The sequence below is a fragment of the Psychroserpens sp. NJDZ02 genome, assembly GCF_004843725.1.
Classification (GTDB): domain Bacteria; phylum Bacteroidota; class Bacteroidia; order Flavobacteriales; family Flavobacteriaceae; genus Olleya.
On sequence record NZ_CP039451.1, the window covers coordinates 245,581 to 262,988 of the forward strand.

Sequence of the window (17,408 nt, forward strand, 5' to 3'; positions counted from 1 at the left end):
TTGGTTAGTTGGAAGAATTATTTCAAATATAACAAGTAATTACTTTACGGCAAGGTTTTTACTTTAAAGTCGCCAACCAGTATTCCTTCACATGTTCCCAATTAAAGGTTTCTGCTTTTGTTCTGGCTTGTTTTATAATGGACTGACAAAGCCATTCATTATTTTTATATTTTAATATAGCTTCTACAAACGCTTCCGTATTATTCGGTTCCACCAATAACCCTTCGCTATTATTTTCAATTAAAAAAGGTAAACCACCAACATTAGTAGACACAATTGGTAAGCCTAAAGCCATAGCTTCGATAATACTAACAGGCGTATTATCAAAATTAGTGGTATTAATAAATAGGTTATAATCTTCTGACAATAACACCCAAGCAGCTTTATCTAATTTCCCTGTAAAGGTGACTTCCACACCGCTTATTTTAGCGTATGCTTTGGTATCTTCTAAACTACCATCGTTATCAGGACCGACCATACAGAGTGTGGCGTTGCTGTCTTTACTTTTAAGTGAATGCAACACGTCTACTGCCAATTTAGGGTTATAGAGTTTTGAAAACGAGCGTACCCAAAGTAAATGAACGGCATCAATACCTCTCGGTTTAAATGGATAGGCTTCTATTTGAATACTATTAGGGATCAGTTTTACATTAGTATACCCATACGTTTCAAATTGAAACTTCAAATAATTAGAGGGTGCACTATTTACATACGCTTTTTTAAAAATGGACGCACTTAATTTTGGACTCGTTTTTAGTCTTTGAGGTAGATTCCCGCCATGCAAAATGGGAATATATTTCAACTTTAAAATTTGGCACCATTTGCTTACTGCGTAGGCGTAATAAAAATTTAAAGTGCTATACGTGTCAATTAAGACATAGTCCGTTGTTTTTCTATGTTTAAAAACCGTCCATAACATATCCATAAGTCGTAACACGATGTTATTATAACTAGAAGCATAGTAAATCTTAAAACCAGACGCCTCAAGTCCTTTACCTAAGGTATCAATAGTCGTGGCTGTTTTACCTTTTCTATTTAATTTGTTGCCTATGTAAACCAGGTTTTTCATCAATAATATGTAATAAACTTAATGCATAAATAAAAGCAGGTGCAGCAATACGCATTGCCGAATGATTAATGGTCAGTAGCCAAAATAAATAAAAGGAAAAGAATAACACATTACTTCTATTACCCATTCTAAAAAATAAAGGCACCACTAATAAAATAGAAAATGCTAATACACCAAGAAAACCATGCTCTGCTATAATACGACTCATTTCATTATGAGAGGCGGCATGGATCCCTGTTTTTTGGAAACGTAAATCTTTAACCCGACCTACGCCAACGCCTAAAAATGGGCTATCAATAAACTCTTCAAATTCTTCTAAAAATAAACCACCTCGACCTGTACTAATATCGCTTTTTTCTTGGCCCATAGCATTTTGGTTAGCATAACGTTTCTCAATCATACCATTGGTTTGGCTTGCAGAAATAATCCAAGTTGCTACACCAATAATCAAAAACGCAACTACAGAGAGTAGCATCTTATTTTTATTGGTTTTATCCATCGTTCTATATAATAAAAAGATAAACGCGACAATCATAATAATAGCAGTAAAAACACCCCCTCTACTAAATGTAACGATCGCTCTAAACGCAAATAATAACACAAATGCTAAATCGATATAACGTAATAATTTGGTCTTACTAAAATAAAAAAAACGCACCGTCATTAAAAAGAAACCTAAACCTAACACCGTAGCCATTTGATTAGGACCAAAGCCGCCTGAAGCTGCAAAATTAGAACCTGTCCCAGTTGAAACCGATGCCACATCTGGATTATACATAATCACATAAGCCAATGTACTAACTAAAGGGAACAGCATATAATTAATAATCATTTTTAGTTGTTTTTTAGTGATTTTTAATCCAAAACAAAATAACGCCACAACTCCTAAAGTGGTGGGACCACTTAAATTAAAAGCTATCGCCTTTCTTATATTAACACCTATATCCAAAAGGTACAAAGACACATAGATACCTGGAATTAAAAGTAGTAAATACAATAAATAAGATACTGCTTTTTTATTAAACCCATTATAAAACAAGCCTAACACGGAAAATAAAATCACTAAATATTTACTAGCCTCATAAAAAGGGCCACTATTGGTCATGCGCAAAATAACCTCAGCACCGACTATGTACGCACAAGCTTTAACAACTTCTAAAGATTTTAATTGTTGTTTAGCGCTAATTATTTTAATTAAAAAATAAAATACAATACCATAAAAATAAAGATTACCTAAAGCTTTTGATAGGTAAATAAAAATGCCTATCAACACGTGTAAACCCAATAGTTTTAAATAGTTTTTTTGCATTTAAATTATAATCTATTATAAATCTTTACAATATTCTGTAACGTTGAAATTTCAGAATATTCCTCCAAAATATGTTTTCTTAATTGATCAGAATAGGATTGTCTTATTTTTTTATTCTCTATATAAAATCTTAGAGCTTTGCAAAGCTCTTCTTGATTATTAGACGTTATCACTATACCATTCTCATGATTCGTAATTACTGTACCACATTGTCCTACATCCGTCGTTATAGTCGCTAAACCAACCAAACCATATTCTAACAATGCCAAAGGTAAGCCTTCTGATTTTGAAGATAAAACTCCTATTTGCGATTGACTTAATATATTTGAAGTATCAGGACAACTACCGTACAAAAAAACAGTATCAGTTAGTAACAAAGATTTTATTAATTGTTTTAAGTTATGCGCGTATTGATCATTATTATCCTTACCTATTAAATGTAAGGTCCAATCAGGATATACATCTAAAATTTCACGAAATGCTTTAATTAAAAATGTATGATTTTTATCTGATCTTAAGTTTGCCAAACATACTATTCTTTTATTCTTCTCACCTTTAAGAACTGTTTGTTTTTTACTTGAGTCTAGTTGTGGGTAATTTTGTATATATTTTATCTTTTGGGTCCATAACTTTTTTTTTGCCCATTTTTCTAAATCAGTACTAACAACTAAAATATTAGAAAAGAATAACGAACATATTTTTAAGATAAAAATGTGTTTAAATGTACTATTAACGCGATTACCATAATGATCATGCCAAATCAATTTAATTTTTGGGTGTATTAACTTAACAAGTGTTGCCAAAAAAAAAGAGGAACTGTGTGCATGTATTAATGTTATCCCCTCTTTTTTAATAAAAAAATATAAACCTCTAATAGCCGTAATATCTAAAGCGGACTTTTTCTTTAAAAATAAGTAGCCCACCTCTTGCTTCAAGTTAGCTTTTAACAAGCCTTCTGTTCTTGTAGCGCACAAATAACTACCATCGACTTTATCAAGTAACCCATTGGCATAATTAACTGCAACACGCTCTGCACCTCCTGCTTCTAGACTGTCTATAAGTTGTAATACTTTCATTTTAAGCCTTTATTAGTTTTTCAATTTCACTTTCAAACACATCTAGAGTATACTGTTGCGACCAGTCCGATGCTAATTTAGACATCGTCTCTAATCCATCATTGGATTTTAAAGCTAATAGTATTTTAGAAACGGCATCATCCACATTAGGCGCTATAAGTATTCCTCGATTTCCATAATCCAACATGTTTGAAACACAAGATATAGCGGTCGCGATTGGTATGACACCAAAAAACATAGCCTCTGCCAAGGCTTTAGGCCATCCTTCGGACTTAGAGGCTAATATTGTAAAATGAGCTGACTGCAATGCAGCCTTGACAGTTTCATTAGTTTTATTACCATGTAGAACAATATCACTACCTAATTGTTTATCTTTTACATACTGTTGCACCTCTTGTTTCAAAACACCATCTCCAAACAATTGTAAATTACACTTAACACCGCTCCTTAGTAATTGCTCTACAATTTGTATGGCCAATAAAGGACGTTTACCTGTTACCAAACTTCCGACAAATACAAACTCTAAACCTTTTGTATAGTCGCGAGTAACCGGTATTACTCGATCTTGATCTTTATAAGTTGCAGTAAAAAATGATTTAATATTTTTAGTCTGATTTGGCCAATCTCCATAAACTAGAGCAGTCATCTTTTTTGTCCATTTGATATTACTTAATATGTTCTTTTGAATACGATAACTCTTAGGTTGATTGGCATTAGGATCCCAATTACCAGCATATTTTGCAGTTTTGACTTTCTTTGGAAAGAAAAACTGTACCAAACACCCCAATAATCCGATATTACCAGGACATCTTAAATGAATATGATCGGCGCGTTTACAAGCCTTCCATAACTTAAAAAGAATATATGGTAATACTAGCAAAGACTTAATACCACGACTAATATTAACAAAGGCTATTGCAGGTATTTGAGTTAATGTAATATTGTCATGACTATAGGCTATATCTATCTCAGAAATTGAGACTTCAGTTAGCGGTGCCACAATCTCAACCTCATCCACATGCTTTAACCACAAATTCATCTCACGCACATAAGGTGCATAAGCATACCACTGATGGGCATTTGATTTATGTAAGACATGGCTTATTATTAAAAAACGCATTAGTTATGTTTTGGAGGGTTAAAAAATAAAGAAAACCAGCCCACTATACGCCCTAAGCTTTCTGTAAATGCTTCTTTTTTATTAGCTGTTGTAATAACATTAAGCAATCTAACCTTAGTTAACAAGATAGCAATTACGTGCCATTTAAACCTCGCTTTAAATTTAGGATTTGAATATTTTACGCGCCAAACATACCAGCCATTTCTAATAACCATTTTCCCATAACTAAATTTATTAGGTCTGCCTGAAGGCTCATGATGATGTGCTAATTGTGCTGCAGTATTAATATATAACATCCCTTGTTTAGCTATACGTAAAGAGAAATCGGCATCTTCATACAACCCGTACCCTTCAAAATATGTTGAAAAATTTAAGGTGTCAAACACCTCCTTTTTATAAGATGACACACCTCCCATTATTTGTTCTACTGGATACACTTTACCCGAAGGGGGTAAAAAACTGACTGACCGCCCATTTGAAAAAGTAGGCATAAACCCTGGAGGCACATCAGGTAAAACTCCAAATAACCTCCTTATTTTAAAACGTAAAGGTTCTTTGCGTTGCCAACCATCATAATAAAAATAGTTTGTATCGTTTTCTGTAGTTTGTTTTTGCCAATCTATCTCATTAGTTATATAACCACCAACTGCTAATGCTTCTGGATGCGCTTTATATGTAGATAATAATTGTTCAAAATAATGAGGTTCTAAAACGACATCATCATCTAAAAAACAAACCACATCTATTGTATTTCCAACATGAGTAATTCCGAAATTACGTTGTTTTGTTAAGCCTCTATTATCTGCTTCAACTTTATAATAACTTAGATTTTTAAACGCTTTGTCTTTTAAAATTATTTCGGTATCCCTATTTGTGGAACCATCAATAATTATGATGTCATTTGGATAAAGAGTCTGTTTGTTTACCGATTCCAAAAGCTGAATTATTGCTTTTGGACGCATATAAGTACAAATTAGTAGAGAAAAATTCATATTAAACAGCCTTATTTTTCAAATTATTAGCCCAATCTTGACTTATTTCCCAACGTTTTTTAAACACGCGATAGTATATAAATGGATTTTTTATAGTTTGTTTTTTATAAAACTTAAAAAATAATGTTAGTTTATAACTCTTTAACTGTTGTACAGTTTTATATTTTAAATTGTAAAGCATGACCGTTGGTGATGGTTTAGGCGTTACTTTTTCATTATCCCAAGCATGGATATATGTTGTTCTAAAACCGCCAATAGGTGCTTTTAGATGCTTTAATTGTACATAAGGCAAATAGATAACATCAATACCTTTATTTCTGAGCTGCATTCCAAAATCTGTATCCTCTCCAAAACCATGTTCGAAAGCCATATCGAATTTCAAATTTCTTAAAACACTTGTTTTTACGATACTACAACCAGATCCAAAAGCCGCCCATTGTATCGGTATTTTACGTTTTTCGGTTTCATTCTCTCTTAAACAACTTAGAGTAATCGCATTAAAATCGTGTGCTTGCATAAATACCAAGGCTTCATTTATTGTGTTTTTATTAAACCGAATATCATCATCTGCCATAAAAACATAATCTGATGTCACCAATTGCAAACCTATATTTCTAGCATTACAAGCTCCTGTTTGAGATATAAGTCTATGCTCTATTTTAAATGGCCAATCTTCAGATGTTATATAATTAAGTTCAGATTTTGCAATTTCGCTATCGTCTTGCTCTATAATTATAATTTGAGCAGGCATTACTGTTTGTTTTGCTAAATCCTTTAACACATCGTATAAATATTTTGCTCTTCCTAATGTTGGTATTAAAACCGAAACTGATGTGTTTATTTTTAACTCTTCAGTAATGGCTTCTGAAGTTATAAACTTATTAAAGGTCTTCTGTTTAAATAACAGACTTTTTATTAAAGGAAATAATAAAAATTTCTTTTCAAAAATCATTAAATATAAAAATAATAACAACGTCCAACGTGCTCTAAAATGTTCTTTTACAAACTGAAACAACTCTGTTTCACTTGCTTTTTCATCTAAATAGACTTCTTTATTATCTTTTATAATTTCTGAAGAAAAATAACAAAGCAAACCATTCTTCATTCCAAGTTTTGCTATACTATTTAGATTATAATCTAAACTGTTACTATTACTTATGCATTCTCTAAACATTAAAAGTTTTTCACCATAAATTGCGCCACAATTACTGGACATTAACCAAGTAGGAAACTTTGTCTCTCTATTCACATTAATAAACAGCGAATCTTCAACATAACCAATGGCATCGGTTAAATAGCTAGAGTTTCCATTAGACACCATAACATTATTTGAAGTAAAACAAAATTGTATGGCTTCTATATTAATATTCTTTTTATTTAAAATATGACACCAAGCAATAATAGAATGACTATACTTTGAAGCTAAAAAAAACAATCCCTTTGTAGGTTCTTTTTCTTCAATTACTATAATTTCGCTAGTTGTAGTGTTGAGCACCTCAACAACGGTATTGTTTTTATGAAAAAGAATAAGCATCTATAGTTTTTTTATAAAATTTGACAGATTGCTTTGCAACAATTTCTGAACTAAATTTTGATATAATCTTCTTTCTTGCTGCAATTGAAAATTCCTTTCTTAAAGTTTCATTATCTAAAAGTTCATTGATTTTATTTGCGTAAGTTCCGTGTGCTTCTGGATGCACTAAAAAGCCATCTTCACCATCGTCAACAATTTCTTTTGCCCAACCCACATTTGATGCCACTATAGGCTTTTTTAAGGCCATTGCTTCTAACCAAGATACTGGTAATGCTTCCGCGAAAGTAGGAAAAACACACAACGTTGCTTTCTCTATATGTGCTCTCATTTCAGAATATGGCACTGCGCCCACGTAATTTACTCTTTTAATCGCTGCTTCTGTAAATAACGGTTGCATTAATTGCCAAGTCGATTGCGTTTGCGTTTTAATATCTGGGCTGTCTTTACCAACTAAGATAAGTACTGCATGTGGATACTTCTCGTTAACTTTATTAAAAATATAAGGCAACTCTAGAAGTCCTTTTTTTCTTATTAGTGTACCAAAGTATAATATGGTCTGATTTTTTTCTTCTGAAAGACTATCTGTAGGCTCAAAGTCTTCAATATTAACAGCATTTGGAATTACGGTAAATGGTTTGTTTAAATTAAAAAGCTTATTTGTTAACTCACCTGTAAATTGACTTACCGAAATAATACCATCTACAGATTTTAAAGCCTGCTTTTCATGAAAGCGATTAATGGCTTTAACTGGTCTGTGATCTAAATGACAGAAATAAGTATCAGACCCATTTTCCCTAATTATCAATGGGCAATTAATATTAATAAACGAGGCTATACCAGTCCAGTCTGGAGCTTCTACTATGTCTATTTTTTGCGCTTTATGTAATCTATTTATTAGCTTTTGAATTTTTTTACGTGTTAAAAACCACGACAAACCTTTCAGCTTGGGGTTTTTAATTTTATAAAAAGCAATACCATTATCGCTAAACGTTACATCTTCTTCTTGACCATAAATAAGTAAAGACACCTCATGTCCTTGTTTTTGTAAAGCAACAGCAAGATGTTTTATACTAGTACCAATACCTCCAGAATGGCCAATACGCTCATGTGGATATTCTGGTGTTAAGAATGCTATTTTCATAGATTTAATGTATTAAAGACTTGAGTATTTATTAATATAAAGTATTACACATAATCTTGTGAACCGTTGTAAGATATAATTTGTGAAGGTTGTGGAGCAACCACAGCGTTAGCTTTTACATTAAAATTAACCAAGCTATTGGCACCAATTAAAACATCGTCCTCAATTGCAATACCACCAACTATAACAGCATTTGGACCGATAAAAACGCTATTTCCTATTTTTGGAATACCTTTATTTTTTCCACGATTTAAAACACCTATTGTTATGCCTTGAGAAATATTACAATACTCGCCAATAATAGAATCACCATGAATTACCACTCCTCCAAAATGCCCAATATATAAACCTTTACCTATGTTTGTGCGATACGATATATCAAAACCATATTTATATTTCATCCTTCTTAAATACAAGAAAAAGAAGTAAAATAGCAGTTTGTTTTTTTTTCTATAGTGCTGGCAATTTCTGAAAACAATAGAAAATTTAACACCAGGAGCACCATTAAATAAAAGCTGTTTTAAATTTCTAAAAAAGGAAGGCTTAGTATTAATACCATAGCGCTTTAAATCTTCTCCCAGAATATGTTTTAAACTTGAATGACTCATGACAAATTTTTATTTTTAGAACTAATTAGTGCTATGGCCTCTAAAATTCTATCTGTAGATTTTTCTTGTGGTGATTGACAAATGGTATCAAACCATGAGTTTGCTTGTTCTATAGTATTAGTTGTATTTTGTAAAACACTTATAATTTTCGATTCGATGTCTTCAGCACTGTTTAAGTAAATCACAGCCCCTTCTGGCATTGAGCGAAAATGAATATATTTATAACACACGTGGATATCCCATGCACTATCTAACTGCTCCTCTTGATTATAATTAAAATAGCCACAAGCTTTATTAAAAGCAGCATAATCAAAAATCATAGATGAACCTAAATTTACAACAAACAAGGTATGTGCGATAGTATTAGATAATAAGATATTATCCTCTTTAGTAGGAAACATCGTATTCCAAGTATTATTTACATTCTGCCATTTAGGTGCGACTTCAACAATTATATCTTTGTATTTATCGATAATTGGGTTATATCTTCCTGAAAAATCTACTGGACTTCTTCTTAGTAAAATACCAAGTTTATATCCTCTTGTATTTAATACAGAAATGGCTTTTGCAAAGTCATCTAAATACTTTGGATCATCCGGAGAAGTTGTAATATCATCGCCAGAAAAACAAATATAATTTTTATCAGGATTTAGATTATACTCAGTATAAAATGCGTCTTTAGATTTAATTATTGCACTATTAAAATGAGATTCAAATTGCGGTGTTCCTGTAATTACAATCTGGTCAGATTTAATTCGAGGATAATATTTATGCACTTCTTTTTTCATAAAATCACTCCAAACAAAATAGAAATCTGTATTTACAACAAGTGTTGCTTTTGGTAAATTATCCCAAGAAAAAATGAATGTGGCAGTCGGAATTTTCAAATCTTGTGCAGCTAATAAAGGCGCTATAGCGGTACCAATTCTCTGATTACTGCAAAATAAAAAGTCTGGTTTTTCTTTTTGTAGCGTTTTAATACACGATTGGTAATACGCTGTCGTACGTTCTTTCTTATTAATTATATTTTTTACTTTCTCAAGCCCTTTTTCTGAGGAATATAATAATATAAAAGTCTTGGTTATTACATTTTTTATAAACTTCTTTAATGTATTATTCTTAGCAGGAAACCGATATGCATTATAGGTTGTGTCTCCGGTGTTTTTAATATTTAAATTTAGTTCTATTTGTTTTCTAGCATTCTTTAAAATATCTGTTAACCAATGTGTTTTAATATTAGTTAATCTAACTTCGTTATACCCCATTTCTGCAATAGAAAATGGCGTACTATTCCAATAGGTAATATCGAGATTTTTTGTTTTTGCTACATCATTAAAGCTTGTAAAAGCAAAATTACGAAGCGCAATACCTGAAGGTAATAGAACAAATATTTTTTTGTTTTTCATATAATTTTATAGACTTCCTATTCTGCCATGATCTGAATAATCTCTTTGCACGACAAACTCATTATTTAAAGGTTTTTCTGAAAGAAATGTAATATCGCAAAAATAGTTTTCTTCAATTGGATTTAGACGCCAAGGTACTATATTTTTAAAATCTAAAGTCCAGCTATTCTTTTCAAGCTTTTTAACTTCTAAGTTATTCCAAGAAGTAATATAATCAATCCAATTATAGCCTAATGCCCAAGCTTCTGCTTCAAAAATAGCCAGATTTAAAATTTTAACCGCTCTTAATCCTCCAACATCTTCTTGACTAACAGCCTCCGAGCCATCGTTAAACAGTAGACCATTAATTCCTGGTTGTTGAAAATAATGAGATTTAGCATCTATTAAATGATTATAATTAACGTCAACTTTATCACAAACAGATTGGAAAGACTTATCCTCTAATGCAGGATTAACTTTAACGTAGCGAACTAAATCATGATAACGAATCCATCTCATATTTCTATATAAACCTAAACCTGCTTCGTTTGCTGCGGTTGCTGCTAATGGATAATAACTTCTTGCTAAAGCATAAAGCTTTCCTAGAATACCTTGACCTCTACATTCGGCATCCAAATATACATTAATAATCCAAGCTAAATTGCCTTGAAAATTAGCACCTACATGACCTACAACCTGCTGTTTATCATTAACGCAAATAAATGAACGTCCATATTTTTGATTCCCATATTGCCATTCCCAAAACTCTTTTTTGTGTAATGGGTGATTAGTTCTATATATTTTAGAAAAAAAGAGGAGTAATTGATCCCAATCGTTTATAGTAGCTTCTCTTGTAATCATAAATTATAATTTTTACCGCCGATGACATCGTTACAATCAAATCTATTTAAAAGTAGCTTGTCCTCTCTATTAGAATTTGTACCTCGCTTTGTCGTAAAACCAAATTTATATCCAGCAACAGATGCTAGTTTTGAAACCGCAGTAGTGCAAGCTTCATCTGTTCCGTATGGATAAGCAACAGTTTCTATTTTAGATTGTGTTATGGTTTCAAAATAGGCTTTTGATTGTTTTAATTCTTCAATTATATGGTCAGTTTCTAATAAACCTAATGGATAGTGACTATGTGTATGACTTCCTAAATACTTTAAATTTGCTAATTCTTGCAGTTGATTTTTTGTCATATACAAATCATTAAGTATTTCTGATTCATCAAAATAATTAGAAAACAACTCTTCTATTACTACTTCTTGCTCTTTGTAATTTAATACAAAATTTAAAATATATTTTAAAACAGCACTTTTTTCATCATCATAAAAGTAAATGGATTTCATTTTAGCTGTATCTAAATGCATTAGTTTACTTTTATATTTACTTTCAATTCTCTTTAATACTACTTCAGAATCTATTATCGATCTTAATAAATGTATTTTATGAACTGTTGATACTTTTTTCTCTAAATAGTTTATTGAGTTTGCAAAAAATACTGCTGGAATATCAAGCGCATCTAAAATAGAAAGCCCAAAGTCAAATTGCTCTTTTAAACCATCATCAAAAGTGATTAAAATGAAATTTTCTTTACTTGAAAGGATTTTTTCAGAATTATCTAATAAATCTTTTGAAGCTATAAATTCTCCTTGATTTTGAAGCAATAGCAATTGCTTTTTAAAGACTAAAGGTGTGATTCCAAAAATACTGGGGTATTTAGTTTTAAAATCTTCTCTAATATAATGGTAATTACTAACTGTAAGCATAAGTTAAATATCCATAAATTGTTTTTGATGGTTGGTTTCCCAAAAATCATCTGTTAATAACGTTTTTAAGAAAGCTTCAGCACTATTACCTAAACCAAAGACTTCTGTTTTCTCTAAGCCCATTTCTTTTTCTACATCAATAGCATTTAATATGTCTTTAGTATTATAACTAGTGTTTATTATTGAGACTAAAGACACCCTATTGGCTTGTCTTGTTCCAATGTTTATTGTTGGAATACCGTAATATGGTGCTTCACGCACACCAGCACTACTATTACCTATTATAAATTGAGATTTCTTTAATAAGGTTAAAAAATATTCAAATCTAATGGAAGGGAAAATTCTAAAATTAGAGTGTTCCTTTAATTTTTGATATGCTTCAATTATTATTTTACTCCCTAAATCGTTATTAGGAAAAATAACAACATAGTTTTTTTTGCTAGTAATTAAAGCTTCAACAAATTGTTTAGCATACAATTCCATTTGATCATGCTCTGTTGTTACAGGATGAAACATGGCAACTGCATAATTTTCAAAATCGATATTGTAATACTCTTTTACAACACCAAGACTAGGCAAATTATCTGAAAACATAATATCGACATCTGGAGATCCAATAGTATAAATAGACTCTGGTAATTCGCCCATTTGTTCTAAACGCTCTTTGGCTCTCTTATTTGCTACAAAATGGATATGACTCATTTTACTTGTCGCATGACGTATAAGCTCGTCTATTGTCCCAGATAACTCTCCTCCTTCTATGTGAGCAACTAATATATTATTTAAACTTCCAACTATTGCGCCAGCTAAAGCCTCTACACGATCACCATGGATAACAATCAAATCTGGATTCACTGTTTTTATAAATTCTGAAAATCCTGAAATTGTTTTAGCCAATGTTAAATCCATTGTAGCTTCATGGGTATGATTATTAAATGTTGAAATGTTTTTAAAACCACAACGTTCAACTTCAATAAGAGTATAACCATATTCTTCTAGCATATGCATACCAGTAACGAACACGTGAGTTTCAAAATCGAGTTCAGATTCTACACTTTGTATAAGTGTTTTTATCTTACCAAAATCTGCTCTTGTTCCTGTTAAAAATGCTATTTTTTTAATATTACTCAATGTTTTCCCATGTTAATTGCACGTCATTATCAATAGTATTTGCTGCTTTTTTGCCAAGAATAGAATCAAACTTATCTGCTAATATTTTTCCTGTTCCTGGTCTCTTTACCCAAATATTATCTTTTGTAAAAATGTCACCTTTATTTATAGGCTTTATAGTACATACTGTTGCAAATGCAAAATCTATTGTTACTTGCTCTTCTTTTGCAGGTTCTTTTGTTCCGCCTCGCATTAATGCCATTTCTGCACTATTTACAATTAGCGCTTTACAAGCTTGCTCATCCATACTGCAAACAATATCTGGTCCTGTGCGTTGCATGTGATCTGTAAAGTGACGTTCTAAAATAGAACCACCAAGAGCTACCGCACCTAAACACGCATTATTGTTTAATGTGTGATCGCTTAAACCAAAGACTTTTTCTGGAAATGCTTCATGTAATTCCATCATGGCACCAAAGCGCACTAGATGTATTGGTGTTGGATATAAGTTAGTAGTATGTAATAAGGCGATTGGCACTTTATATTTATCGAAAATAGCGACTGCCTTTCTAACACTTTCTACTGTATTCATTCCTGTACTTAAAATCACTGGTTTTCCAAACTGCGCAATATGCTCTAAAAGCGGATAGTTATTACACTCACCAGATCCTATTTTATAAGCAGGAATATCAAATCGCTTTAAACGCTCTGCAGCTGCTCTAGAGAATGGTGTTGATATAAAAATCATCCCTTTTGACTCTACATAATTTTTAAGTGCTAATTCATCGTCCTCATTTAGTGAACATCGCTCCATAATATCGTAAATAGAAACATCTGCATTACCAGGAATTACTTTTTTAGCTGCACCACTCATTTCGTCTGCAACAATGTGTGTTTGGTGTTTTACAACCTCGACACCTGCTCTATGTGCTGCATCAACCATTTCTTTGGCTACTGTTAGAGAGCCTTCGTGGTTTATTCCTATTTCTGCAATGACTAAAGGTGGAAAATCTTTACCAATTTTACGTCCAGCTATTTCTATATATGGATTCATATATTGCATTCTCTATATTATATTAATTTACCTTTTTTCTTTTACTTAAATAACTCTTTATTTTATTTCTAGCTGGCTTTTCTATGTATAAATAACTTAAAACAGATAAGCCAATGAGTATAAACAGCCTTAAAAAGAAGCAAAATAAGAAATCTTCTGCTTTATCTAAGCCTAAATACTTATTCAATCTATAATCACTTATATACATCCAAACAATAAATTGAAGAATATATAAACCGTAACTTATTTCGCCTAAAAAAATAAAAATTTTTTTATTAAACAGTTTAGTTATAAACCCATTATTAAGTGACAATAATATAATTACTGGAATAAACAAAACTGCTAAAAGACCATTGTGATAACTAAATCCTATTGGAAATTTTAAGGCTATTAAAGATAGAATAACTAGAGTTATTATATGCACATCGTAATTTTTAGTTTCAGTATTTTTTTTAACGAAATAAAGACCTGCTAGGTTACCAATAATAAATTCATTAAGATGAAAAATGGGATGATACATTACATCTTCTGAACTATAAAATAAATCTGTAAACGTTGTTTGATTAATTAAATAATGAAATAAAACTTGACTAATTAACCAAAATAAAATAATCGGGACAATTAATTTATTGAAACTAATTTTAGAGTACAACCTATTGTATAAAAATGGGAACAATGCATAAAACACTAACTCTACTGATAATGACCAAGCAGGAATATTAAAAACTAAAGCTTGACCAGGTACCCATGTTTGAACCATAAATAGATTCAAAATAAACTCGGTAAAATTAAATTGACCTGAAACAACTATTAGAAACAAAAGGCAAAGAATGGCTAAAAGATATACAGGATAAATTCTAGCAAATCTATTTACCATATAATCCATAAAATTAACCTTCGCTTTTTTATGGTAGGCAATTATCATTACAAAACCAGACAAGATAAAAAAGTAACTTACTCCAATATTAGCTTGTTTAAATAAAAACTGAGTATACTCGTTAGTAAAATGCATTGATCCGCTACCAAAGTGGAACACAACAATTAAAAGTGCCGCAACAAATCGAGTAAAAGTAAGTTGTTCTATTCTCATTACTGGCTTATTTAAATTAAGTTAAGATTAGACTTCTCTAAAATATAATTTGCATAGTCTAAATCTGCTTGTGTATCAATATCTATAGTTGAAAAATCGTGGTTTATTTTAAAAGGAAAACCGTTAGTAGTCATTATTTCATTGTTTAATACACTTGTTGCATTTGCTATATACAATAATCCATTTTCAAAAAATAAGGGTTCTAAATCTTGACTGCGTTGTCCTGGTGCATAATTAAAAGGCTCAAACTTATCATTCTCTATTTTCCCTAATTTATGGTGACTTTGAGATACTGTAAACACACTGTCACAAGTTTTTTCATTGTAAGCATTTATACAATCTTCTAATAATGTTTTTGGTCTTAATGGGTTTGTAGGCTGCAATAGGATTACTGTTTCTACAGCTTCATTAATTGTTTGTATAACATGCTTAACCGCAGAAACTGTAGGTTCAAAATCTCCAGAAATATCGGAAGGTCTATCTATAACATTTACGTTATAGGACAACGCAATTTTTTTAATAGCAGCATCATCTGTAGTTACATATATGGCATCAATTAAATGATTATTTGCTTTAGCATACAAAATACTGTGTACTATTAAAGGTAAATCACCTAACATTAAAATGTTTTTATTTGGTAATCGTTTTGACCCTCCACGTGCGGGAATGACTGCAATTGTTTTCAATTTTAAAATTATTTAATTTATTATATCAAGGCCAATTTAATTGTTTTGGTGCTTGTATCGTTTCCTGCTGTTCTTTATAAAAACGTTGATAAGCAAACGTTGTTACTAAATTTGTGGCATCTGCAATATAGTTCTCTGATATTTTACCGAGTGCGTTTGTACGTTGATTATAAAATGTACTTAACCACTCTTTATTATTAATGTTTGACACAAATAATTTCATTTTGTTTAAAATATCGTCTTCTATATCTTGATAAGCAGAAATACTTCCATAAGTTTTAACTACTTTATCCATTATCGAATCTTGATATGTCACTGCAAACACAGGGACACCAAAAGACAAAGCCTCTATTAACTTCCCTTTTAACAATTCGCTGTGTAAAATAGAATCTACAACAAACATACAGTCTGCTTTTTTTAAAAGTTCCAGCACTTCTTCTCGCTCTAATTTAAATTTTAAGGTACAGTTAGGAATTGATTCTTTTAGCCAAGTAACGGATTCATCATCAAATTGAGACAATACAAATGTAAAGTTTACACCTTTTGCGCAGTCTAATTTATTAAAAGCGATTAAACTGTTCTTCAATTCGTCAGTAAACGCACTTTTATAAAACGTACCTGCGTATAGAATATTTATGCGTTGTTTTATAATATCTCTTGTATAAAGTTTAACTACTTCACGCATAGCATGCGGTATTACAAAGCACCGTGCTCTATCTAAATTATAATTATTAGCCATTCTATCTGCTAATTTAGAAGATGGAAATGTCCAAGCTTGTGCTTTATTCTTAGTCTCTAAAAATAATTTTTGTTCACTGTTTAAATTATTTTTATTAAACGTGTTTACATTTATTGGATCGTTAACATTTACAACAAATGGAAATGGGTTTTTATCATAAACATTTAAAACTGGTGCTAATGACAACGTTGGTAAAACCCTAGACCAAACCACGTCATCAGTAGTTATTATTTTTTCTAATATTCTAGATTGTTTATTAATCCATACTGTATTCTGAAGTGTTTGATTAGAACCAAATACTATTTTAAATATTTTATTCACAATACTGTACAAAAGCTTATCTATACCTTTCTTTTTCTTTGAAATCTTATAAAACACAGCACTTGTGTTTAATTTTTTCACAAGTTGAATCTCTTCACCTTTAAAACGATAATTATGGAAAGCCGATAATACCAGTAACGTATTACCTTTAGTCGTTGAAATATCTAACCAATTTTTATTAACAATGGCTTCACTAGATTTTTGATCTGGATGTACAGCATAAGCAACAACAATAATTGGATTAGTCATCTATTTTGCTTTTACACTATTATAGTTATTAATTATTTGCTTTGGTAATTGTTTCCAAGCATAAAATACTTTTGAAAAACACTTGCTTAAAATAAGTTTATACATCAATTTATTTTTTATAAAATAGTTTAAATTATTTTATATAGTCTTTTT

16 protein-coding genes are annotated in these 17,408 nt (G+C 31.0%); all 16 read right to left on the reverse strand.

All coding sequences use genetic code 11. The features are described 5' to 3' along the window. Positions 1-58: 58 nt before the first annotated feature. From E9099_RS01215 to E9099_RS01290, 16 genes are read right to left on the reverse strand one after another with little or no spacing between them, the layout of a single operon-like run. Complete coding sequence (locus E9099_RS01215) at positions 59-1,069, reverse strand: glycosyltransferase family 4 protein (protein ID WP_136581929.1); 1,011 nt, start codon at positions 1,067-1,069, stop codon at positions 59-61. Continuing rightward, complete coding sequence (locus E9099_RS01220) at positions 1,032-2,378, reverse strand: O-antigen ligase family protein (RefSeq protein WP_136581930.1); 1,347 nt, start codon at positions 2,376-2,378, stop codon at positions 1,032-1,034. Before E9099_RS01220 ends, E9099_RS01215 begins: the two co-directional genes overlap by 38 nt. Before the next feature lie 5 nt (positions 2,379-2,383). Beyond that, positions 2,384-3,454, reverse strand: coding sequence for a glycosyltransferase (locus tag E9099_RS01225; RefSeq protein WP_136581931.1), 1,071 nt, complete (start codon positions 3,452-3,454; stop codon positions 2,384-2,386). A gap of 1 nt (position 3,455) precedes the next feature. After that, the gene (locus E9099_RS01230) at positions 3,456-4,574 is read right to left on the reverse strand and encodes a glycosyltransferase family 4 protein (protein ID WP_136581932.1); all 1,119 of its coding nucleotides are present in this window, start codon (positions 4,572-4,574) and stop codon (positions 3,456-3,458) included. Continuing rightward, on the reverse strand, positions 4,574-5,566 hold the full coding sequence (locus tag E9099_RS01235; protein WP_136581933.1) for a glycosyltransferase family 2 protein: 993 nt from the start codon (positions 5,564-5,566) through the stop codon (positions 4,574-4,576). Before E9099_RS01235 ends, E9099_RS01230 begins: the two co-directional genes overlap by 1 nt. A 1-nt stretch (position 5,567) precedes the next feature. Beyond that, complete coding sequence (locus E9099_RS01240) at positions 5,568-7,100, reverse strand: glycosyltransferase family 2 protein (RefSeq protein ID WP_136581934.1); 1,533 nt, start codon at positions 7,098-7,100, stop codon at positions 5,568-5,570. Beyond that, positions 7,081-8,241 carry a glycosyltransferase family 4 protein gene (locus E9099_RS01245; protein ID WP_136581935.1) on the reverse strand — a complete coding sequence of 387 codons (1,161 nt, stop codon included), beginning with the start codon at positions 8,239-8,241 and terminating at the stop codon, positions 7,081-7,083. Before E9099_RS01245 ends, E9099_RS01240 begins: the two co-directional genes overlap by 20 nt. 44 nt (positions 8,242-8,285) lie before the next feature. Further along, a complete protein-coding gene (locus E9099_RS01250; protein WP_136581936.1) occupies positions 8,286-8,849 on the reverse strand; it encodes a serine acetyltransferase in 564 nt (187 codons plus the stop codon). Then, complete coding sequence (locus tag E9099_RS01255) at positions 8,846-10,255, reverse strand: UDP-glycosyltransferase (protein WP_136581937.1); 1,410 nt, start codon at positions 10,253-10,255, stop codon at positions 8,846-8,848. The genes E9099_RS01250 and E9099_RS01255 overlap by 4 nt, the downstream gene beginning before the upstream one ends. 6 nt (positions 10,256-10,261) lie before the next feature. Further along, entirely contained in the window at positions 10,262-11,095 is an 834-nt protein-coding gene (locus E9099_RS01260; protein WP_136581938.1) for a GNAT family N-acetyltransferase, read from the reverse strand. Then, positions 11,092-12,006 carry a polysaccharide deacetylase family protein gene (locus tag E9099_RS01265; RefSeq protein ID WP_136581939.1) on the reverse strand — a complete coding sequence of 305 codons (915 nt, stop codon included), beginning with the start codon at positions 12,004-12,006 and terminating at the stop codon, positions 11,092-11,094. Before E9099_RS01265 ends, E9099_RS01260 begins: the two co-directional genes overlap by 4 nt. A gap of 3 nt (positions 12,007-12,009) precedes the next feature. Beyond that, positions 12,010-13,137 (reverse strand): UDP-N-acetylglucosamine 2-epimerase, encoded by a 1,128-nt coding sequence (gene neuC / locus E9099_RS01270; RefSeq protein WP_136581940.1) that lies wholly within the window; start codon positions 13,135-13,137, stop codon positions 12,010-12,012. After that, a complete protein-coding gene (locus E9099_RS01275) occupies positions 13,130-14,170 on the reverse strand; it encodes an N-acetylneuraminate synthase family protein (protein ID WP_136581941.1) in 1,041 nt (346 codons plus the stop codon). Before E9099_RS01275 ends, neuC begins: the two co-directional genes overlap by 8 nt. Positions 14,171-14,192: 22 nt before the next feature. Continuing rightward, positions 14,193-15,260 carry an acyltransferase family protein gene (locus tag E9099_RS01280; RefSeq protein WP_136581942.1) on the reverse strand — a complete coding sequence of 356 codons (1,068 nt, stop codon included), beginning with the start codon at positions 15,258-15,260 and terminating at the stop codon, positions 14,193-14,195. Between the two features lie 11 nt (positions 15,261-15,271). Next, entirely contained in the window at positions 15,272-15,946 is a 675-nt protein-coding gene (locus E9099_RS01285; RefSeq protein ID WP_136581943.1) for a cytidylyltransferase domain-containing protein, read from the reverse strand. Between the two features lie 25 nt (positions 15,947-15,971). Beyond that, positions 15,972-17,255 (reverse strand): hypothetical protein, encoded by a 1,284-nt coding sequence (locus E9099_RS01290; protein ID WP_136581944.1) that lies wholly within the window; start codon positions 17,253-17,255, stop codon positions 15,972-15,974. Between the last annotated feature and the right edge of the window lie 153 nt (positions 17,256-17,408).

Bases quoted from the DNA above. Each gene is read 5' to 3' on its own strand.
- E9099_RS01265 (WP_136581939.1), bottom strand. From the start codon at position 12,006: ATGCTTACAGTTAGTAATTACCATTATATTAGAGAAGATTTTAAAACT.
- E9099_RS01260 (WP_136581938.1), bottom strand. From the start codon at position 11,095: ATGATTACAAGAGAAGCTACTATAAACGATTGGGATCAATTACTCCTC.
- E9099_RS01220 (WP_136581930.1), bottom strand. From the start codon at position 2,378: ATGCAAAAAAACTATTTAAAACTATTGGGTTTACACGTGTTGATAGGC.
- E9099_RS01235 (WP_136581933.1), bottom strand. From the start codon at position 5,566: ATGAATTTTTCTCTACTAATTTGTACTTATATGCGTCCAAAAGCAATA.
- E9099_RS01245 (WP_136581935.1), bottom strand. From the start codon at position 8,241: ATGAAAATAGCATTCTTAACACCAGAATATCCACATGAGCGTATTGGC.
- E9099_RS01215 (WP_136581929.1), bottom strand. From the start codon at position 1,069: ATGAAAAACCTGGTTTACATAGGCAACAAATTAAATAGAAAAGGTAAA.
- E9099_RS01240 (WP_136581934.1), bottom strand. From the start codon at position 7,100: ATGCTTATTCTTTTTCATAAAAACAATACCGTTGTTGAGGTGCTCAAC.
- E9099_RS01250 (WP_136581936.1), bottom strand. From the start codon at position 8,849: ATGAGTCATTCAAGTTTAAAACATATTCTGGGAGAAGATTTAAAGCGC.
- E9099_RS01225 (WP_136581931.1), bottom strand. From the start codon at position 3,454: ATGAAAGTATTACAACTTATAGACAGTCTAGAAGCAGGAGGTGCAGAG.
- E9099_RS01290 (WP_136581944.1), bottom strand. From the start codon at position 17,255: ATGACTAATCCAATTATTGTTGTTGCTTATGCTGTACATCCAGATCAA.
- E9099_RS01255 (WP_136581937.1), bottom strand. From the start codon at position 10,255: ATGAAAAACAAAAAAATATTTGTTCTATTACCTTCAGGTATTGCGCTT.
- E9099_RS01280 (WP_136581942.1), bottom strand. From the start codon at position 15,260: ATGAGAATAGAACAACTTACTTTTACTCGATTTGTTGCGGCACTTTTA.
- E9099_RS01275 (WP_136581941.1), bottom strand. From the start codon at position 14,170: ATGAATCCATATATAGAAATAGCTGGACGTAAAATTGGTAAAGATTTT.
- E9099_RS01230 (WP_136581932.1), bottom strand. From the start codon at position 4,574: ATGCGTTTTTTAATAATAAGCCATGTCTTACATAAATCAAATGCCCAT.